Raw genomic sequence first — 20,488 nt, forward strand, 5'->3', positions numbered from 1 at the left:
GCCCTCATCCTGATGTGTCGCTTGCGCGACGTACCGCCATATGTCGTGGTCGTTGCCGGGTACGAACCCAGATGCCACGATTTGTGTGGCGATATTACATCAGTTTGCGTCGACGTGTCACCTGAATATCGAGATCTGTAATTTTTTTCCGCAGCGTATTTCGGTTAATTCCAAGCAAATCTGCACATTTCGCCTGATTTCCGCCAGTTGCATCCAACGCTTGTTCTATCAATGGTGCCTCAACCTCGCGCAAAATCCGCTGATACAGGCCCGGAGGCGGTAAGAGATTTCCGTGCAGGTCGAAATATCGACGCAGATGACGGGCTACTGAGGCCGATAATTTCTCGCGCTCGCCATCGCCCAGAATCGGTTCGGCCTCGGGCTGGCTGCCCAGCACCATTTCTACTTCGGACTTTGATATCTCGTCGGTGCGGCTGGTCAAGCTCAGACGGCGGACAGCATTTTCCAACTGCCGTACGTTGCCGGGCCATGAGTAGCGCCGAACCAGTTCCACCGCCTCGGAGCTGAGCCAGCGTTTGGTGCCATGCTCACGCTCTTCTCGTGCCAGAAAGTGATCGGTTAACAAGACGATATCGTCCACTCGTTCACGCAAGGCCGGCACATGCACCGTCGCACCGCACAGGCGATAATACAGGTCCTGACGAACCCGCCCACTCTCCATCGCTTCGGTTAGGTCCGATTGGCTGGTGGCCATAAAACGCGGAACGTGATCGCCGGGCGTGTCCATCATGCGCACGAAACGGGCCTGCAATTCGTCGTCGATATCGGCAATCTCGTCGATCAGTAGTGTACCGCCGCGCACCCGGGCCATGATGCGCGCGGGTCCTTCCAGATCGCGCAGATCGGCGGCAGTGGCCGTCACAAACGGCAAGGTACGTCTATCCGAAAAATCGTGAATAGCGCGTGCTATCAGAGACTTACCCGTGCCACTTTCACCGGAAATCATCACCGACAGATCAGTATTCATCACTCGTGCCACCAGCCGATACAGTGCTTGCATCACTGGCGTACGCCCAACCAGGGGCAGCTCTTCGGGGCGATCTTCGGTGATATCAACCGCTTCAGTCTGCACATGCTGTTTCTGATCAAGCGCCCGTGCCGTGCGTTTCATCAGATCGGGCAGATCGAAGGGCTTGGGCAAATAGTCATACGCATCCGCTTCGGCCGCCTGAATCGCTGTCATGATCGTGTTCTGAGCTGAGATCACGATGACTGGCAAGCCGGGGCGATCCTCTGCTATTTTCGGCAGCATCTCCAACCCGTTACCGTCCGGCATGACCACGTCCGAGATCACCACGTCGCCCTTGCCCTCGCCGACCCAGCGCATCAGCGTGGTCAGCGACGAGGTCGCATGAACTTTGCACCCAGCCCGTGTCAGGGCTTGCGTCAGAACGGTGCGGATCGTGCGGTCGTCATCTGCGACCAGTACTGTGCCATCCATCGGGTGCTCTCCTTGTTCTACGTTGCGTCTTTTGGCGCCCGCCTCAGCGAGATGCGAAACACTGTGCGGCCCGGCACCGAGTCGGCCGAAATCCAACCGTCATGGTCCGAGATAATCTTGCTGACCAGCGCCAACCCAAGACCGGTGCCATTTTCCCTGCCCGACACGAAGGGATCGAAAATGTCGTCACGAATCTTTTCGGGCAGGCCTGGACCGTCGTCGATGATCTCGATCTGCAGCGGCAGGGAATGGCCTGACCCGTCATTGCGCCTCAGCCGGAAGGAATGTTCGAAATAAGTACGCAGCCTGATGGTGCCGCCCTTGGTGTCAGCGGCCTCAGAGGCATTCTTGAGTAGATTCAACACCACTTGCAGAAACTGATCCGGGTCGCCATAGGCCAGCGGCAGCGAGGGGTCGTAATCCTCGATGATTTTCATATGCCCGCCAAACCCCAGCAGCGCCGACCGACGCGCGCGATCAAGAACGTCGTGGATATTAACCGGCTTAAAATCGGGTTGCTGCAGGTTTCCGAATTGCTCAACCTGTTCCAGCAACTTCACGATGCGGCGACTCTCGGCGACGATAAGATCTGTGAGTTCAAGATCTTGCTTGGGGATATTCATGCTCAACAATTGCGCCGCCCCGGTGATACCCGCCAGCGGGTTCTTGATCTCATGCGCCAGCATCTCGGCCATTCCTATGGCCGACTGTGCCGCCGATTTCACCGTATTGCTCAAGGTCATCCGCCCCGCCAGCTCGCGTGGTGAGATGATCATGATCATTGACCCCGGATGCCCGACCAGCGGCGCAATCTGCAGCGCGCATTGCAGCGGAGCCCGGTTGCCGGACCCAGCATCCACATCGTTCACGAAGAGCGGCGTACCCTGTTCACGCGCGCGCTCAAACGCTTCTTCCAGCGGGGCGTCCACGGCGATCTGGTCCCAGACCGGATGCCCCACCACAGCTTTGCGCGAGGCATTCAAAAACCCTTCGCCCGCGGAATTCACGTCAGTGATCCGATCCTCAGCGCTGATGATAAAGGCAGGAACCGGCAGTGAGGTCCAGATGTTCTGATCCGAGGTCATGCCGCCGCCTCAGCATCTATGTTCAACGCGTCGCCCAGCAGGCGCATCACTTCGTCCGTGTCGCGCGTGGTCAAAACGGCGCGACGTAAAGCAACGGGAGTGCCGGCCTCGTCCATATACCAACTCAAATGCTTCCGCGCGACACGCAGGCCCAGGTCGGTGCCGTAGAACCCAAGTATCGCTTGATAATGCGCCCGCACCATTTCAATCAGATCGTCACCCCTCGGAATGTCCGGCGCGGCAGCGCCATAGAGATCATGACAAATCTGCGCCAGCAGCCACGGTTTGCCCTGCGCCCCGCGTCCGACCATCACGCCATCTGCGCCTGATTGGGCCAACGCAACGCGCGCGGCATCCGTATCCACAATATCCCCATTGGCGATCACCGGGATCGACACCGCCTCTTTTACCGCACGGATCGCCTGCCAATCGGCGCTGCCTTTGTAGAATTGACAGCGGGTACGACCATGGATCGTGACCATGCAGATACCCGCATCCTGCGCCCGCCGTGCCACATCAGGCGCATTCAGCAGGCTGTCATCCCAACCTAACCGGGTTTTCAGCGTCACCGGCACATCTACGGCCTCGACAACCGCTTCGATCAACGTCAGCGCGTGATCCGGTGTTTTCAGCAAGGCTGACCCGGAATAACCGTTTGTCACCTTCTTGGCCGGACAGCCCATGTTGATATCGATCACCCGCGCCCCGCGATCGGCCACTTGCCGGGCAGCTTCGGCCATCCAGTGCGCCTCACGCCCGGCCAACTGCACGGCGGTATTTTCCACGTCGGCTGACAACTCGGCACGTTCCCGCACACCGGGCTTGGCCTGAACCATCTCTTGACTGGCGACCATTTCACTCACGACCATGCCCGCCCCAAAGCGCATCACCAGATCACGAAATGGACGGTCGGTGATTCCGGCCATCGGTGCCAGTAGGACCGGCGGGTTCAGAGCTTTGTCAGCGAGCAGCAGAGTCAACGTGCTTAATCCTTGGGCAGTTGGGGCTTTGTTATCGAATTGAACGCATATGAACAATAAAATGGCGACCAACAAGCCCGCAAAATCATCAGATGCCTATTTTTTAGGCAAGATTACGTGGGTGATTGCCTCTGCATTCACCGCGCCCTAAAGATTGCCTCAAACCACCGGAGAGAACGCCCCTATGACAACCGCCGCCATCATCGTCGCCGCAGGACGCGGCCTGCGCGCCGGCGGGGGCATGCCGAAACAGTGGCGCCCACTGGCAGGGCGGCGCGTTGTGGATTGGACGATTGATCGATTTCGGGGACAGATTGACCATATCGTACTTGTTCTGTCCGAAGATGACGGCGACGCGTGGGCGGAGTTTGATAACTCCGACTTGATACTTGCCAAGGGCGGCAGCGACCGGGCCGGATCGGTGCGCAACGGGCTTGACGCGCTCCTGCCATACGAGGTGCATTGTGTCCTGATTCATGATGTCGCCCGACCCTGCGTTGACATTCAGACCATTCAACAGGTGTTGGAAGCGCTGGAAACCCGTCCCGCTGCGGCACCGGGACTGGCCGTTACCGATGCGCTGTGGACTGGAGATGGAGCCATCGTCACGGGAACCCAGGACCGGACCGGGCTGTTCGCTGCGCAAACGCCGCAGGGCTTTCACTATGACGCTATCGTCTCGGCCCACGCCGCCCACCCCGGCGGCGCCGCGGACGATGTCGAGGTTGCCCGCGCCGCAGGGCTGGATGTAGCCATCGTACCGGGCAACGCCGATAACATCAAAATCACACGGCCCGAGGATTTTGCCCGGGCGGAACGCATATTGGGAACGGACATGGATGTAAGGCTGGGCAACGGATACGACGTGCATCGGTTTGGCGACGGGGATCACGTGATACTGTGTGGCGTGCAGATGCCGCATGACCGTGGCCTGCAGGGCCACTCTGACGCGGATGTGGGTATGCACGCCGTCACTGACGCCATCTATGGCGCGCTGGCGCAGGGCGATATCGGCCAGCATTTTCCACCCTCGGACCCTCAATGGAAGGGAGCTGCCAGCGAGATTTTCCTGCGCCACGCGGTCGAGCTGGCCGGGCAGATGGGATATAATATCTCGAATGTCGATTGCACGTTGGTCTGCGAATACCCCAAGATCGGCCCCCACGCGCCCGCCATGCGGGACGAGATGGCGCGGATTATGGACCTGCGCGCAGATCAGGTCTCGGTCAAGGCGACCACATCGGAACGGTTGGGTTTCACCGGTCGTTGCGAAGGGATTGCCTCAGTGGCCACAGCCTGTCTGGTGAAATCATGACCGCCGCGCGCTTGATTGGAACCGTCTGCGGTGTCGGCTATCTGCGGCCTGCGCCCGGTACATGGGGGTCTCTGGCCGCCCTGCCCCTTGCGTGGGTGTTACACACGCTGGGCGGCTTCCCCCTGTTGGTGATCGCCACGCTCGCCGCATTCTTTGGCGGTCTCTGGGCCACCCGCGTGATGACCGCGGGTCAGGACAATCACGACCCATCTGAAATTGTCATCGACGAAGTCGCCGGACAATTCATCGCGCTCTGGGCGATTTCATACCCATCCTGGGCACACGGAGTTGAGATCACAGCGCTGTGGCCGGGCTGGATCGCCGGTTTCTTGCTATTCCGCCTGTTCGATATTACCAAACCAGGCCCCGTTGGATGGGCCGACCGACGCGATGATGCGATGGGCGTCATGCTGGACGATGTCATCGCCGGTGTTCTGGCCGGGATCGGAGTTCTCATCCTCGCCGGTATCTCGCACAGAGTTCTGGGCCTGTGACCGTCGCTGAAATCCTCAACCGCGCTAAAGCCCAAGGCGTAATGATCGCCACCGCCGAAAGCTGTACCGGCGGCATGGTGGCTGCGGCCCTGACCGACATCCCCGGCAGTTCGGCTGTGGTCGAGCGTGGGTTTGTCACCTATACAAACACCGCCAAACAACAGATGCTGGGGGTTCAGGCTGAAACGCTTGATGCGTATGGGGCGGTCTCGGAGCAGGTTGCGCGCGAAATGGCGGAAGGTGCATTGACCCAGTCCGAGGCGCAGCTTTCAGTTTCCGTCACCGGCATCGCAGGCCCCGGCGGGTCCGAGTTCAAGCCCGAAGGCCGGGTCTGTTTCGGGTTGGCCGTAAAAGGTCGCCCAACGCTGACTGAGACTGTCGAATTCGGGCCGATAGGCCGGGGCAACGTGCGGACGGCCGCACGTGATCACGCTTTGGCATTGCTGGCAAAAGGGCTTGATGAGTTTTTCTAAGGCGACGCGCCCAACCCCGGTCACCCGTCTTATTCTTGTAGCCCACCAACCGGAAGCCAATGATCTGAACATGAGGGTTTATCCGGCAGAACTCCGCAAGCTTGTCTCAAATCACCTTTCCATTGCTGTTCATATTTTAAGCACCTGATGCCAATCGGCGCCCATTTAATCACCGATTGACCAAAAGCCCTTAAAACAGGCGCTAAAACCGCGATTGCCTCTTTTTTCCACACCTACTCTTGGCTTCAACCCCTCTCACGCACGTCAAAGAAGCAAAGAGGAGACCGGCCGATGAATGGAGCCGATACCGCCTGGATCATAGTGGCAACCGCCCTGGTCCTATTCATGACATTGCCCGGCCTCGCCCTTTTCTATGGCGGCCTGGTGCGCGCCCGAAACGTTCTCAGCGTCTTCATGCACTGTTTCAGCATTGCCTGTTTGATGAGCATCCTGTGGCTGATCGCGGGCTATTCGATCGCATTCGGCGACGGTGGGTCCGGCCTGTGGGGTGGGTTAGGCAAAGCCTTTCTGAACGGTGTCGACGCCGACAGCCTATCGGGCACCCTGCCCGAGGTTCTGTTCTTTGCCTTCCAGATGACCTTTGCCATCATCACCCCCGCGCTGATCGTCGGAGCCTATGTGGAACGCGTGGGTTTTGGCTTTGTCCTGACCTTCTCTGGCCTGTGGATGTTGCTGTGCTACGCGCCTGTGGTGCATTGGATCTGGGGTGGTGGCATGCTGACCGATGGTGGCATCCTGGGAGAGGTCGGCGTGCGCGATTTCGCCGGTGGCATCGTGGTTCATGAAACAGCCGGTCTGGCCGCGCTGATCATCGCCTTTGTGCTTGGCCCGCGTCGCAATCGCACGACGCCCCCACACAATCCCGGCTATGTCATGATTGGGGCCGCGATGCTGTGGGTCGGCTGGTTCGGCTTCAACGGCGGTTCGCAACTGGCCGCCGATGGCGGAGCTGCGATGGCGATGACTGTCACACATATTTCGGCTGCAACTGCGTCACTGACATGGGCACTGTACGAGCGTATCAAATACGGAAAAGCATCAATGGTGGGTCTGGTCACCGGTACGATCGCCGGTCTGGCCTCGATCACCCCTGCCTCGGGCTATGTCGATCCGGTACAGGCGCTGATCATTGGCGCGGTCGCGGGCGTCCTGTGTCAGGAAGCAGTTAACGTCATCCGTAATACCCTCAAGATCGACGATACGCTGGACGTTTTTGCCGTGCATGGCGTGGGCGGTATCTTCGGTACCCTCATGATTGCCGTCTTCGGCTTGGGCGCGTGGACTGCTCAGCTGGGCGGGCTGATCATCGTGGGTGCCTTTACGGCAGCTGTCACTTTTGTGTTGATCAAGGTGGTTGCGCTTGTCACCCCGCTTCGCGTAGATGCAGAAACCGAGACAAACGGGCTTGATCTGTCGGTATATGGCGAGCGGGCCTATGATATGAGCAGCTAAGCCCACCTTAGCGTGCTCGGCCCGTAAGGGCAAAAAGCGGACCTCTTGCGGGTCCGCTTTTCTTTTGCGGGTCAGCCCTCTCGACTCTGGCCCAATGGACAGGCTATCAGCCCGCAACGTCATTTTGTCCCGAGGTTGCACCATGATCCCCAGTTCTTTCCCCGATAGCACCGAAATCGCCCGCCTGACCGCGCGGATGCTGCTGGAGATCAAGGCCGTCCACTTCAATTCGCGCGAGCCGTTCACCTTGGCGAGCGGCCTGCCCAGCCCAACCTATATCGACTGCCGCAAGCTGATCTCATACCCGCGCATCCGGTCTACCCTGATGGATTTCCTGACCGTCACCGTGATGCGCGATGCAGGGTTCGAGGCGTTTGACAACATCGCAGGCGGTGAAACCGCAGGTATCCCCTTTGCCGCCATGGTCGCCGAACGCATGGCACTGCCGATGACCTACGTGCGCAAAAAACCGAAAGGTTATGGCCGCAACGCCCGTATCGAAGGTGCGATGAGCGAAGGTGAGCGCGTGCTGTTGGTCGAGGACCTGACCACTGATGGCGGCTCGAAACTATCTTTTGTGGATGCGATCCGTGAAACCGGCGCGACCTGCGGGCACACCGCAGTGATCTTCTACTATGGCATTTTCCCTGAAACCGAAAAAACGCTGGGCGATCATGGCGTGCAACTGCATCACCTGTGCACCTGGTGGGATGTTCTGGCCGAGGCCAAGGCGCAGAAAGCCTTTGATCAAGAGACACTTGACGGTGTCGAGGCCTTCTTGAACGACCCCCGCGGTTGGCAGGAAGCCAACAAATCTTCCTAAAACGCCTGTGTATAAGCTGGGGGTAACTCTGTCCAGAATCGCCACCACACCGCTAGTATCTTGTGTAGCTATGGCGCGGCTCCACAAAATGTTGCGTGACACGGCATTTTTTGGCAGAGTTGTCCAAAGTTATCCCAAGCTGAAGCCAAGTTATACGCGACTTATCTTCAGAGATTTACAGATGGCCCAACCGGGGTCTGATTGATTAGAACTGCCGCAGGGCAGCGGGGACAAAATGAACGAGATAAGCAGCATCGAGCAGGCAGCGGCGCGGATTCAGAACGCCGAAACCATGCCGCACTCTATCGAAGCCGAGCAGCAGCTTTTGGGTGCAATCCTCACCAATAACGATCTGTATGACCGGGTGGCCTCGATTATCGGGTCCGAGCATTTCTATGATCCGGTTCATGCCCGCATCTACGAGGTTGCGGCCAATCGCATCGCCAAGAATGCTTTGGCCTCGCCCGTGACGCTGAAATCCTTCATGGCCGAGGACGAAGGACTGAAAGAACTGGGCGGCCCGGCCTATCTGGTGAAGTTGGCCGGCGCCTCGATCAGTGCATTCGCGGTGCATGATTACGCGCAGATGATCTATGACCTCGCTATTCGGCGCGAGTTGATCCGGTTGGGTCGGGACATCTCGGACAAGGCAGCTCGGGTCGATGTGTCGAGCGAGCCCAAAGAACAGATCGTCGAAGCCGAACAGCAACTTTATCAGTTGTCCGAGCAGGGCCAGACCGAACAGGGTTTCCAATCTTTCCTCAAGGCGGTCACAGAAGCCGTCAACGTCACCAACGAAGCGTATCAACGCGGTGGTGGCATGGCGGGAATTTCTACCGGTCTGGCCGACCTGGACAAACAATTGGGCGGGTTGCACCCGTCCGACCTGATCATTCTGGCCGGGCGTCCGTCGATGGGGAAAACCTCGCTTGCGACTAACGTGGCGTTCAACGTCGCCAAAGCCTATAAGCGCGGTACCAAGCCCGATGGCACCGAAGGCGCGATTGACGGCGGTGTGGTTGGGTTCTTCTCACTCGAGATGAGCGCCGAGCAGTTGGCGGGCCGGGTTCTGGCCGAAGCCTCCGAGATTTCCAGCCACAAAATCCGTCAGGGCGACATGACGGAATCCGAATTCCGCCGCTTTGTCGATGCAGCCAAGGATCTGGAAGCCTGCCCCCTGTTTATCGACGACACGCCCGCCCTGCCGATCTCGCAACTGGCCGCGCGTGCTCGCCGGTTGAAACGAACGCATGGGCTGGACCTATTGGTCATCGACTATTTGCAGCTTTGCCGGGGTATGGCTGAAAATCGCGTCAACGAAATCGCCGAGATTTCGATGGGCATGAAGGCCATCGCAAAGGAACTGAACATCCCGGTCATCGCGTTGTCCCAGCTGAGCCGTCAGGTCGAAAACCGGGACGACAAACGCCCGCAGCTGTCTGACCTGCGAGAATCGGGCTCGATCGAACAGGACGCCGACGTGGTGATGTTCGTTTTCCGCGAGGAATACTACAAGGAACGCGAAAAGCCCGGCGATCACGAGCTGGAAAAGATGGAAGAGTGGAAGCAGGCGATGGAGCGCCTTCACGCCAAAGCCGAAGTTATCGTTGGCAAGCAGCGTCACGGCCCCATTGGCACGGTCGAACTGTCGTTCGAGGCGCAGTTCACCCGCTTCGGTAATCTGGTCAAACCCTGGCAGCAGGACGGCCAAATCGAAGGTTACTGACCTACCAAAGCTCGGGCTTGTTGAACGCTTGGACACAGCGAGACGGGCCCGCAAGCGGCGCATCCTCATCATTCAAAGATTGACCAAGCCATCCATGCGGCATGCTCAGCGGTAAGGGTGGCTGTGCGAAGGCGATGGTGATCGGCTGAAAACCGGTCTTCTCGTAATAGGCAGGATCACCGTAAGTCACTGCAAAACTAATCCCTTTCTGACGTAACTCTTCCAGCCCATAGCGGATCAGTTTTTGCCCAATCCCCGACTTTTGCCTGTCTGTTCGCACAGCCACCGGTGACATCAGAAAAACCTGTCGCGGATCCTGATCATAGCTGAGGCGTGAAAACAAAATGCAGCCTGCCAGCACATCGCCGTCCAGCGCCAACGCGCCCATCAGGTCACATTTGGGTGTCGATTGCAGCAGTTCAACCACCAAAGCGGCAACTGCGCGCCCTTCGGCCTCACCCTCAGAGGCGGTGAAGACGTCCAGATACAACCCGGGCAATTCAGCGGCCCATGCTTGACAATCGGTGGTCAGGTTCAGCATTGCAGCCCCTTTCAACTGGATCAACGATCCCATTCGGTACGCTCAGTTGATCACAGGGAAGACACAATGGCGAGACTTCCTCCAACCGGCCTTTTTCAGCCTTGACCTTAGGTTAAAGGCCAGAAGCTGCGCGGGAAGGCCGCGAAGTGAACAAGAATTGCCACCTACCCCCTTGACCTGCCGCAATCCAATGTCATGAACAGCACCATGAGTACCGCACGCTTAACGATCAATCTTCACGCCCTGGCCAGCAATTGGCGGGCCTTGGACGCAAAATCAAATGTCGAGACCGGCGCCGTGGTCAAAGCAGATGCTTACGGTTTGGGGGCTGGTCCGGTTTCTGCGGCTTTGGCCGAAGAAGGCGTTCGCAAATTCTTTGTCGCGGCTGCAGAAGAAGGTCTGGCCGTGCGGCAGGCCGTTGGCCCCGAACCCCAGATCTTCGTCTTCTCAGGTTTCATGGACGGCGACAACGGGCTGCATTTCGCCGACAATCTGATCCCCATGATCAATTCGCCAGAACAGTTCAAGCGTCTGCAACAAGCGATGCCGGACCACCCTTTCGGAGTGCAGTTGGACAGTGGCATGAATCGGCTGGGCCTTGAACCCGCCGACTGGGCCTCGCTTAGGTCCGAGATAGAGAGCTTGAACCCAAAGGCGATCATATCTCATCTGGCCTGCTCGGATGAACCAGACCACCCGATGAACCGGCGACAACTTAAAACCTTCCGCGATATGACCGATGGCGTCGCCGCGCCAAGGTCACTGGCAGCGACCGGTGGTTTGTTGATGGGCCCCGAGTTTCACTTTGATTTCTGCCGCCCTGGCGTCGGGCTTTATGGTGGTATGCCGTTTGCGGATGCTAAACCGGTAGTTTCCGTGGACCTGCCTGTCATTCAGGTACGTTCAGTTTCGGTAGGGGAAACAGTGGGCTATGGCGGGTATTGGGTCGCCCGCCGACCGTCACGTATCGCAACCGTGGCCGCAGGCTATGCAGACGGCTTGCACCGCGCCATTGGCGGCGGTATTGACACTTTTGTAGGTGACCAACCTTGCCCCGTGGTTGGCCGCATCTCGATGGATCTGATCACCGTCGACGTGACCGACCTGCCCGAAGACCCCGAACGCCTGCGCATCCTGAACGGCCATCAGACTGTCGATGATCTGGCCGAGGCCGCGGGAACCATCGGGTATGAAATCCTCACATCGCTTGGCGCGCGTTATTCACGGGGTTACGTGGAATGAATCCTCTTTCTCTGTTGGGTGGGTTGGGCCGCGCGGTCCTGGCGCTGTTTGCCACATTCGGCAAGGTCGCGCTGTTTACGATCGATGCGATCTCGCACATCTTTCGTCCGCCTTACTATCCACGGGAATTTGTCATCGCGCTGATGAATATCGGCTGGCTGTCCCTACCTGTTGTCGGCCTGACCGCCATCTTCACCGGTGGCGCGCTGGCGCTACAGATTTACGCCGGTGGCGCCCGTTTTAACGCCGAGGCCGTGGTGCCCCAGATCGTTGCTATCGGCATGGTGCGCGAACTTGGCCCCGTTCTGGTCGGCCTGATGATCGCGGCCCGCGTGACCTCATCCATCGCCGCCGAGATCGCCACCATGAAAGTGACCGAGCAGATCGACGCATTAGTCACCCTGTCCACCCACCCAATGAAATATCTGACCGCACCGCGCGTTCTGGCCGCGCTGATCACCGTGCCGCTGCTGGTCGGGATCGGAGATATCATCGGCATCGCGGGCGGTTATGTAGTTGCGACTCAAAATCTGGGCTTCAACCCTGCGACCTACCTACTGAACACTGTCAATTTCCTTGAGGCCCATGACATCATGTCATCGCTGGCCAAGGGCGCAGCTTTCGGCCTGATCGCAGCGGTGATGGGCTGCTTTTATGGCATGAACTCGGGCCGCGGCGCGCAGGGTGTGGGCCGTGCCACCAAATCCTCGGTCGAATCCGCTGCCATCATGATTCTGGCCACCAACTTCATTCTGACAGGGGTGTTCTTCTCGCTATGATCCGGATGGAGAACGTACATAAGGCCTTTGGCGACAATCGGGTTTTGCAGGGTATGAACCTTGAGATCCCTAAGGGAACGTCGATGGTCATCATCGGCGGTTCGGGCACCGGTAAATCAGTGGCGCTGAAATGTGTCCTGGGCCTGATCAAACCCGATAGCGGCATGATCTATGTGGATGGAAAAGACGCCACCAAGGGCGACCGCGACGCGTTTCTGGCCCGGTTCGGGATGCTGTTTCAGGGTGCTGCCCTGTTTGACTCGTTGCCTGTCTGGCAGAATGTTTCATTCCGTCTGCTGCGCGGACCGTTGAAACGCCCACCGGAATACGCCCGCGAAATCGCTATCGAGAAGCTGCGCCGCGTAGGTTTGAAATCCGACGTCGCCGACCGGTTTCCGTCCGAGCTGTCCGGGGGCATGCAAAAACGCGTGGGCCTCGCCCGCGCCATCGCCGCCGAGCCCGAGATCATTTTCTTCGACGAGCCTACCACGGGTTTGGACCCAATCATGTCCGGCGTCATCAACGACCTGATCCGCGAGATCGTGACCGAGATGGGCGCCACCGCGATGACGATCACCCACGACATGAGTTCCGTCCGCGCGATTGCCGACAACGTGGCGATGCTGCACGGAGGCGTCATCCAGTGGACCGGGCCTGTTGAACAGATGGATGCCTCGGGCGATCCCTATGTCGAGCAATTCATCAGCGGGAGTGCGGAAGGGCCGATTGAGGCGGTACGGTGACGGTTACTTTTGATCAAATTTGGTTCTAAAAGTTTGCTGTTGCTTCAACGCTTCTCGTTCGCGAGAATACTCTGATACTTTTTTCAGAAACAGAAATACTATCCAGAGCATCACAATCAGATTCAACCAGACTGCATATTGAGTAAGGTGTCTAGACCGGCTTTCTAAGTAAATCGCTGGCTCGTAAACGACATAATAGACTAGACCCAGCTCTACTGTGATTGCTATCAGGAAATACTTATAGATGCCCCGGCTTTCAGGGGCTTCTTTGAAGTAACGAACTATTTGCGACAAACTTGGCATTACCTAAGCTACTCAACTTTAAATGTTAACCTAGTCAGCTTTCTTACATTTCCTCGGATCAGCGTAAACCTGAGCTAGCTATGCTTTTACCAATCGCACGGCAGCACTGAGTGGCACTTGATACGTTTTAATGGCTTAGCTAGGTGTCCGTAATGACCCTCCGCCTCGCCACCCTCTCGCTCCTGATCCTCTACCCCATCGCGTGGTTCGCCCCGCTGATGCGCGCAGGCCTGCTACCGATCTTCGGTCTCTCCGAGATCAGCGTCATCACCGGCCTGCAATCGCTGTGGAAATCCGACGTCTTTCTAGCGCTGATCGTCACCATCTTCGCCCTTTTTGCGCCTTACATCAAAACCATCGGCACCGCCCTGATCCAGTGGGACCTGCTGGATGCCCGCGTCCAACCTGCGCTGAATATCCTCGGCAAACTGGCCATGGCCGACATTTTTCTGATCGCGCTTTACATCACGCTGGCCAAGGGCATCTCGTACGCGACCATCGAAACCGCATGGGGTCTATACCTGTTCACGGCCTGCATTCTGGCCTCGCTTGCGTTGGGCCACATTACCGAAATGACACGCAGTTCACGAAATCCTCATAGCTAATTGATTGAAAACACTCATCTGAGTATCATCTTCATATTTCGAGCAGTGACAATTTGTAGTTTTCGGGTCCGTAGCGGATCAATCTGTGTGTTTTGGATGTTCTCGCTTGGGCCTGGTGTGTACCGGTTCTAGAAGGAGTTCGTCGAACATGACTGCCCTCCACAACATAACATTGCAATTTCAGAATGCCTTTTTAAGACTGACTTTTTTCCTCATATGCGCGGCTGCCCTTTTCGCCGTGTCAGCCACACTTTTATCCGCCTTGGGTGTGTTACCCTGGCTATCCATGCAAGCCGGATTCGGTGACGCGCCGGTGACAGATGCCGGGATGTTTATTCAGATCGGTCTGACCGTCCTGATTCTCATGCTGGCGTTTTATCTGCCAGCCAACGCACGAATGATGGCATTGGAAAATAATCACCGCAAATTCGCCCTGAACATGCATGACATCTCTGACGCCTATCATATGGCCCACGCTGCGGATCGCGGTGGCCTCTTTATGATGTCGTCCGAGTTTGACGCGGTCAAAGAACGCATGGCGTTTCTGCGCCAACACCCCGACCTGCAAAAACTCGAACCCGAAATTTTGGAACTGGCTGCGCAAATGAGCCAGATTAGCCATGAACTGGCCGAGACCTACGGCGATACCAGAATCAACCGCGCGCGGTCCTTCCTGCAACAACGTCAGGAAGAGATCGAGCTATTCCAAAAACGGCTCGAAGAGGCTCAGGTGATCCAGAACGAGTTGCGCCAATGGACCCGCGACGTTGAAATGGAAGAGACCATTGCCAAATCGCAACTGGCCCGTTTGCGGGATGAGCTGTTCGAGCTGCTGCCCGAATTGTCAGCGCAGCTGCAAGCACCGTCCAAGGACAGCTCGACCAAAGCCTCCAGTGTGGTCGCAATGTCCCCGCCTCGTGCGGCGGAATAGGCGCGTCAGCGCCTCGCCGCGGACGAGAGCCCATTGGGTCTGAGGACACGGCGCGCCATCGGCGGAGATGAAAGCCCTGCAAGGGCTTGAAGAACCGCCCGTCCTCGGGCACCAAGGCCGCATGGCAAAAACGACTTTCTCCTGCTCGGCCTGTGGTGCGTCGCATTCGCGCTGGTCCGGGCGTTGTGACGGATGCGGTGAATGGAACACCATTTCGCAGGACGTCCCCCTTTCGGCCGGCCCCGCCAAGAAATCCCTGGGCGGTAAACGCGGGCAGTCCATCACACTCACCGATCTGTCGACCGAAGAAACACCCCCGCCCCGCACGCTCTGCGGGGTAGAAGAACTGGATCGCGTGCTGGGCGGCGGCCTTGTCCCCGCCTCGGCCCTTTTGGTGGGCGGTGATCCCGGCATCGGCAAATCCACCCTTCTTCTTCAGGCTGCCGCGCGCTTTTCCCGCGCAGGTGTGAAAACCATCTATATCTCGGGTGAGGAAGCCAGCGCGCAGGTTCGCATGCGTGCCCGTCGGCTTGGGTTAGAGGATGCGCCAGTTCAATTGGCCGCCGAAACCAACTTGCGCAATATCCTGACAACGCTTGAAGCGGAAAAGCCCGGCCTCGCCATCATCGACTCGATCCAGACCATGTGGGCCGACAATGTCGACAGCGCCCCCGGTTCGGTATCACAAGTTCGGGCCGCTGCCCATGAATTGACCACGTTCGCGAAACGACACGGTGTGTCGATCGTCATGGTCGGCCATGTCACCAAGGAAGGCCAGATCGCAGGCCCCCGTGTAGTCGAACATATGGTCGATACGGTCCTCTACTTCGAAGGAGAGCGCGGCCACCAGTTTCGCATCCTGCGCGCCGTCAAGAACCGGTTCGGCCCCGCTGATGAAATTGGTGTTTTCGAGATGACTGGGAAGGGTCTGGCACAGGTCACCAACCCCTCGGCCCTGTTCCTGTCGGAACGCGGCACCCCCAGCCCCGGCTCGGCGGTTTTTGCCGGAATCGAAGGCACCCGGCCTGTGTTGGTTGAGTTGCAGGCCTTGGTCGCCCCGTCGCCCCATTCGCAGCCCCGCCGCACCGTCGTGGGATGGGACAGCGGGCGGCTAGCGATGATCCTTGCAGTGCTCGAAGCCCGCTGCGGTGTCCCTTTTGCGGGGCTTGATGTCTATCTGAACGTGGCCGGAGGAATGAAAGTCAGTGAACCGGCAGCCGATCTCGCGGTGGCCGCCGCGCTGCTGAGTGCCCGCGAAGACACAGCTTTGCCCGCAGATACAGTTGTTTTCGGAGAAATCTCGTTATCCGGGGCACTTAGACCGGCCCCTCAGACCGAAAACAGGTTGAAAGAAGCGCAAAAACTTGGTTTCACATCGGCAATCGCTCCGGCGGGCGGCAAAACCGGTACTGTGGCAGGTCTGACACTCACCCGACCCTCTGATTTGGTGGGGTTTGTTGGCGAAACCTTCGGAGCAGGTTAAGGTAACGCCTTGAGGGGCAGAAAAAATTACGGGCGAGGGCCATGGAAGGTTTTACAATTGTCGACGGGGTGGTTGCCCTGATCATCGTCGTGTCGGGCCTGCTGGCCTATTCACGCGGATTTTTACGTGAGGTTTTGGCCATCGCAGGCTGGGTCGCGGCTGCAGTTCTGGCCTTTATTTTTGCACCCCAGGCCGTACCGTTGGTGAAAGAAATCCCGGTTGTCGGCGATTTCCTGCGCGACAGCTGCGAATTGTCGGTGATCACCGGCTTTGCCGCGGTATTCGCCATTGCACTGATCGTGGTCAGCATCTTTACACCGCTGTTTTCGTCGATCGTTCAACGCTCGGCCATTGGTGGGTTGGATCAGGCGCTTGGTTTCTTTTTCGGCATCGCACGCGGCATCCTGTTGGTGGCCATCGCCTTCTTTGTCTATGATACGGTGATGACCGGCCAGTCATATACGATGGTCGACGAAAGCCGTTCGGCCAAGGTGTTCGAACAGTTCAGTGACCGGATCGAAGAACAAAACCCCGAACAATGGCTGGGTTGGGTTACCCAACAATATGAAGAGTTGGTGGCAAGCTGCGGCGCCGGCACCGAAGCACCAGAAGCTTCGGAAACCACGACACCAGCGACAACCGAATAAGAAAAAAGCCCGGCCTCGACCGGGCTTTTTTCTTTACTGCCGGTCAAACGTATTCGGTTAAAAAACCTTCTCCGCCGCAGACTGTGCACCTGGTATTCTTCAGTCCAAAACACCCTTCACAGCGGCCCACAATGGGTGCGCCGTGGATATCGCGGCTTTTGATCACCTCTCCCGATCCATTGCAAATCGGACATGGCGACCGGCCCATGCCACGACAACGATGGCACCGGCGTTTTACCGGGTCTGGCTTTTTCTTTCCTTGCTTGTGTTCCCACATGGCTCTGTTCCAATTGACAACCCCGAATTCCGGGTAAACTCATTACTCGCATCATGACAGCACAAGCCTGCGCTTATGTCACCTTTTGATACCGGGTTCGGCGAAATCCACCTGTGGGAAATAACAATTGTGATCCTTTGATGACACAGCCTTCATTAGGCTTTATGTGGAGGCCGAACTGACATGGAATCGGAGCCACCGATCTTGCTGTACCTGTTTTCTTTCGCGCTTGCCCTCGTGACGATGGCGCGTTTGCTCCACCATTTGGCATGGATGCAGGGCACACAAGCACACCCATGCCGATGTTCAGAACATCACCGCTAATCAAACCGTCATAGAAATTGGAGCCCGTACATGTGTGGGATTTTGGGGATCGCAAGCAGGACGCATGATGTCTTTGCCGAAATCTATGACGGGCTGCTGATGCTGCAGCATCGAGGTCAGGATGCCTCGGGGATCGTCACTTATACCGACGAGTTTTTCCGTGAAAAGAAGGCAAATGGTCTGGTCAAAGACGTGTTCAACGCACAAGACGCCGAGACCCTTCTAGGCAAGATCGGAATGGGTCACGTGCGTTACCCAACCGCCGGATCACTCAGCGCGTCCGAAGCACAGCCGTTTTTCGTGAACGCGCCCTACGGTATTTATCTGGTTCATAACGGCAACATCACCAACACCGCCGAACAGCGCGAGAAAGTGACCGCCAAATACAGCCGTCACCTGCGCACCACATCGGATTCGGAAATCCTGCTGAACGTGCTGGCCGACAAGGTGGCTGACGCAATCAAAGTCAACGGCAATGCCGAACCGATCCGTAACATCTTCGCCGGAGTGAAGATGACGATGGAACGGATTCAGGGTGCCTATTCGGTGATCTGTCTGGTTGCCGGCGTCGGCATGCTGGCCTTCCGCGACCCTTATGGCATCCGCCCCCTTTCTGTTGCCAAACGTGAAGTGGACGGAGACGGTGACGATTACGCCTTTGCCTCTGAAGATGTGGCCTTTGGCATCAACGGGTTTGAAAAACTGCGCGACCTTAAACCTGGTGAGGCGATCCTGATCGATCTGGATGGTAACATGCACACCTTCCAGGCGGTCGAAGGTCAATTGACCCCGTGCATCTTTGAATATGTCTACCTGGCCCGTCCGGATTCGCTGTTGGACGGTGTTTCGGTTTACAAAACCCAGATGCGCATGGGGCAGACCCTGGCCCGTCAGATTGAAGCTGCCGGGCTTGAGATCGACCGTATTATTCCTGTGCCCGACAGCGCCCGCCCTGTGGCGCTTGAGGTCGCTAAAGCCACGGGCATTCCCTATCGCGAAGGTCTGGTGAAAAACCGGTATGTTGGTCGAACCTTCATCATGCCCGGTCAGGAAGAGCGGCAAAAATCAGTGCGCCGCAAGCTGAACGCCGTACCGCTGGAGTTCAGAGACCACAACGTGTTGCTAATCGACGATTCGATTGTGCGGGGCAACACGATCAAGAAAATCGTCCAGATGTGCCGTGAAGCCGGTGCCAAGAAAGTGTACATCGCCAGCGCCTCACCACCAGTAAAATTCCCCAACGTCTATGGCATCGACATGCCCACCAAGCATGAGCTGGTCGCCAATGGCAAAGACATAGAAGAGATCCGCCAGGAAGTCGGCGCAGATGCCCTGTTCTATCAGGACCTCGACGACCTGATCTGGGCGGCCAAGGAAGGCAATCCTGAGATCGAGGCTTTTGACTGTTCCTGCTTCGATGGCAACTACATCACCGGAAGTGTCAGCGATGACTATCTGGACAGTCTCGAAAACAGCACTCGGGTCAGCAAGAAACGGGAAGACATGCAGGTTCCCGGCGGGTCGTGGAACAGCGCAAAGCTTGTCTCGGGATAGGTTCCAAGCCGAATCGACTTTTTCATTGACCCGTTTCGCAGTCGCGATGCGGGTCTTTTTCTGCGTGTCAGCCGGACTGAATAGGAAGATTTTCGCCACAACCCTTCGATGAAGGAAACGCAATCGCAAAGGCTTCGCCCTAGTTTAGATTCTCAAAGAATGACGACAAACCAAACAGGCTTTTCCTTCCAAACTTGTTTTGGTAGCCCGCTGCCAACCACTCAAACAAGGGGTCGGGTCGCTGCGACCGGGCCGAAATCTATGTCAAATGCCACCGTCAAAAGTGCGGCCACGCAAAAGGGCGCACTGAACAAAAGCTCTTTGTCCGTACTGGGGGTGTTCGGCCCGAAATCGGATATGCGAGCCCTGATGCGCATGTCATCGGGGCGTGTGAAAGAGGTTAAACTGGGCAGCCGCGTGTCCTCGGGCACCGTCGTTGCCATTGATGCCGACGGCGTGATGCTGCGACAAAGCGGCCAGACCAAGCGGATCGTCATCCCCGGAAGTTAAACTGGCTTGACGCCCTGCGTGCAGGGGTTCAAACCCCTGTCATGACCGATCAGACCAAAATTGCCCTCATCACCGGGGCCTCTCGTGGATTGGGCGCCGCCCTGGCCGAGGCGCTGGCACCCGAATATCACATCGTCGCCGTCGCCCGCACCACCGGCGGGCTGGAAGAGTTGGACGACCGCATTCAGGCCAAAGGTGGCGCGGCAACGCTGGCACCGATGGACATAGCCGACCCGAACGCCATGGCGACCCTGTGCCGGGGTATTCATGACCGCTGGGGCAAGGTGGACCTGTGGTTGCACACAGCCGTTCACACCTCAGCCCTGACGCCCACGCATTTCATCGACCCGAAAGAGTGGGCAAAAGCCGTGAATACCAACGCCTCTGCCACGTCGGTTCTGATCCCCTATATCGCCCCCCTGTTGGGCGAAACCGGTCATGCGGTGTTCTTTGACGATCCCAAGGCCGGTCAGAAGTTCTACGGCATATATGGCGCGACCAAAGGCGCGCAGATGGCGTTGGCGCGCAGCTGGGCGCTTGAGACCGAGCGCACCGGCCCGCGGGTCACGATTGTCGAGCCTGCCCCGATGCCGACAGCCGTACGCGCGCGGTTCCATCCCGGTGAAGATCGCGGCGCACTAACTAGCACGGCAGACGAAGCCGCGCGGATTTTGTCTTTGCTGTAAGGAATGGCCCTTTGGGCCATGCCTCCGGCGGA

Annotated in this window: 20 protein-coding genes; 16 read left to right on the forward strand and 4 right to left on the reverse strand. The window is 57.8% G+C overall.

What is annotated here, in order from left to right:
- Positions 1–94: 94 nt before the first annotated feature.
- From RUE5091_RS03125 to dusB, 3 genes are read right to left on the reverse strand one after another with little or no spacing between them, the layout of a single operon-like run.
- Complete coding sequence (locus RUE5091_RS03125; RefSeq protein ID WP_058280446.1) at positions 95–1,462, reverse strand: response regulator; 1,368 nt, start codon at positions 1,460–1,462, stop codon at positions 95–97.
- 17 nt (positions 1,463–1,479) lie between these two features.
- On the reverse strand, positions 1,480–2,547 hold the full coding sequence (locus RUE5091_RS03130) for a two-component system sensor histidine kinase NtrB (protein ID WP_058280447.1): 1,068 nt from the start codon (positions 2,545–2,547) through the stop codon (positions 1,480–1,482).
- Positions 2,544–3,527 (reverse strand): tRNA dihydrouridine synthase DusB, encoded by a 984-nt coding sequence (gene dusB / locus RUE5091_RS03135; RefSeq protein ID WP_082643543.1) that lies wholly within the window; start codon positions 3,525–3,527, stop codon positions 2,544–2,546. The genes RUE5091_RS03130 and dusB overlap by 4 nt, the downstream gene beginning before the upstream one ends.
- Before the next feature lie 184 nt (positions 3,528–3,711).
- Between dusB and RUE5091_RS03140 the strand changes: the two genes are divergently transcribed.
- From RUE5091_RS03140 to RUE5091_RS03165, 6 genes are all read left to right on the forward strand, one after another.
- The gene (locus tag RUE5091_RS03140; RefSeq protein ID WP_058280448.1) at positions 3,712–4,842 is read left to right on the forward strand and encodes a bifunctional 2-C-methyl-D-erythritol 4-phosphate cytidylyltransferase/2-C-methyl-D-erythritol 2,4-cyclodiphosphate synthase; all 1,131 of its coding nucleotides are present in this window, start codon (positions 3,712–3,714) and stop codon (positions 4,840–4,842) included.
- A complete protein-coding gene (locus tag RUE5091_RS03145) occupies positions 4,839–5,336 on the forward strand; it encodes a phosphatidylglycerophosphatase A family protein (RefSeq protein WP_058280449.1) in 498 nt (165 codons plus the stop codon). The genes RUE5091_RS03140 and RUE5091_RS03145 overlap by 4 nt, the downstream gene beginning before the upstream one ends.
- The gene (locus RUE5091_RS03150; protein ID WP_058280450.1) at positions 5,333–5,809 is read left to right on the forward strand and encodes a CinA family protein; all 477 of its coding nucleotides are present in this window, start codon (positions 5,333–5,335) and stop codon (positions 5,807–5,809) included. Before RUE5091_RS03145 ends, RUE5091_RS03150 begins: the two co-directional genes overlap by 4 nt.
- A gap of 291 nt (positions 5,810–6,100) precedes the next feature.
- The gene (locus RUE5091_RS03155; protein WP_058280451.1) at positions 6,101–7,282 is read left to right on the forward strand and encodes an ammonium transporter; all 1,182 of its coding nucleotides are present in this window, start codon (positions 6,101–6,103) and stop codon (positions 7,280–7,282) included.
- Positions 7,283–7,424: 142 nt separating this feature from the next.
- The gene (locus RUE5091_RS03160) at positions 7,425–8,105 is read left to right on the forward strand and encodes an orotate phosphoribosyltransferase (protein ID WP_058280452.1); all 681 of its coding nucleotides are present in this window, start codon (positions 7,425–7,427) and stop codon (positions 8,103–8,105) included.
- Positions 8,106–8,340: 235 nt separating this feature from the next.
- Positions 8,341–9,831 carry a replicative DNA helicase gene (locus tag RUE5091_RS03165; protein ID WP_058280453.1) on the forward strand — a complete coding sequence of 497 codons (1,491 nt, stop codon included), beginning with the start codon at positions 8,341–8,343 and terminating at the stop codon, positions 9,829–9,831.
- A gap of 1 nt (position 9,832) precedes the next feature.
- Here the strand turns inward: RUE5091_RS03165 and RUE5091_RS03170 are convergent, their stop codons facing one another.
- Positions 9,833–10,405: a GNAT family N-acetyltransferase gene (locus RUE5091_RS03170; RefSeq protein WP_112297138.1), complete on the reverse strand. Its 573-nt coding sequence runs from the start codon at positions 10,403–10,405 to the stop codon at positions 9,833–9,835.
- Positions 10,406–10,579: 174 nt separating this feature from the next.
- On the opposite strand from RUE5091_RS03170, the gene alr reads away from it, so the two are divergent.
- The 10 genes from alr (at position 10,580) to RUE5091_RS03225 (ending at position 20,456) form a co-directional block, all read left to right on the forward strand.
- Positions 10,580–11,614 (forward strand): alanine racemase, encoded by a 1,035-nt coding sequence (gene alr, locus RUE5091_RS03175; RefSeq protein ID WP_058280734.1) that lies wholly within the window; start codon positions 10,580–10,582, stop codon positions 11,612–11,614.
- Positions 11,611–12,393: an MlaE family ABC transporter permease gene (locus RUE5091_RS03180; protein WP_058280454.1), complete on the forward strand. Its 783-nt coding sequence runs from the start codon at positions 11,611–11,613 to the stop codon at positions 12,391–12,393. Before alr ends, RUE5091_RS03180 begins: the two co-directional genes overlap by 4 nt.
- Positions 12,390–13,136 carry an ABC transporter ATP-binding protein gene (locus RUE5091_RS03185; RefSeq protein WP_058280455.1) on the forward strand — a complete coding sequence of 249 codons (747 nt, stop codon included), beginning with the start codon at positions 12,390–12,392 and terminating at the stop codon, positions 13,134–13,136. The genes RUE5091_RS03180 and RUE5091_RS03185 overlap by 4 nt, the downstream gene beginning before the upstream one ends.
- A 455-nt stretch (positions 13,137–13,591) precedes the next feature.
- Positions 13,592–14,044, forward strand: coding sequence for a paraquat-inducible protein A (locus RUE5091_RS03195; RefSeq protein ID WP_058280457.1), 453 nt, complete (start codon positions 13,592–13,594; stop codon positions 14,042–14,044).
- A gap of 286 nt (positions 14,045–14,330) precedes the next feature.
- Positions 14,331–14,975: a DNA repair protein gene (locus RUE5091_RS03200; protein WP_243470705.1), complete on the forward strand. Its 645-nt coding sequence runs from the start codon at positions 14,331–14,333 to the stop codon at positions 14,973–14,975.
- Between the two features lie 121 nt (positions 14,976–15,096).
- Positions 15,097–16,458: a DNA repair protein RadA gene (radA, locus tag RUE5091_RS03205; RefSeq protein WP_058280735.1), complete on the forward strand. Its 1,362-nt coding sequence runs from the start codon at positions 15,097–15,099 to the stop codon at positions 16,456–16,458.
- 41 nt (positions 16,459–16,499) lie between these two features.
- Positions 16,500–17,105, forward strand: a complete 606-nt coding sequence (locus RUE5091_RS03210) for a CvpA family protein (RefSeq protein WP_058280459.1) — start codon at positions 16,500–16,502, stop codon at positions 17,103–17,105.
- A gap of 631 nt (positions 17,106–17,736) precedes the next feature.
- Positions 17,737–19,260, forward strand: a complete 1,524-nt coding sequence (purF, locus tag RUE5091_RS03215) for an amidophosphoribosyltransferase (protein WP_058280460.1) — start codon at positions 17,737–17,739, stop codon at positions 19,258–19,260.
- Between the two features lie 261 nt (positions 19,261–19,521).
- The gene (locus tag RUE5091_RS03220; protein ID WP_058280461.1) at positions 19,522–19,770 is read left to right on the forward strand and encodes a hypothetical protein; all 249 of its coding nucleotides are present in this window, start codon (positions 19,522–19,524) and stop codon (positions 19,768–19,770) included.
- A gap of 41 nt (positions 19,771–19,811) precedes the next feature.
- On the forward strand, positions 19,812–20,456 hold the full coding sequence (locus RUE5091_RS03225) for an SDR family NAD(P)-dependent oxidoreductase (protein WP_058280462.1): 645 nt from the start codon (positions 19,812–19,814) through the stop codon (positions 20,454–20,456).
- The last annotated feature ends 32 nt before the right edge of the window (positions 20,457–20,488 follow it).

Source organism: Ruegeria denitrificans (assembly GCF_001458295.1).
Classification (GTDB): Bacteria; Pseudomonadota; Alphaproteobacteria; order Rhodobacterales; family Rhodobacteraceae; genus Ruegeria; species Ruegeria denitrificans.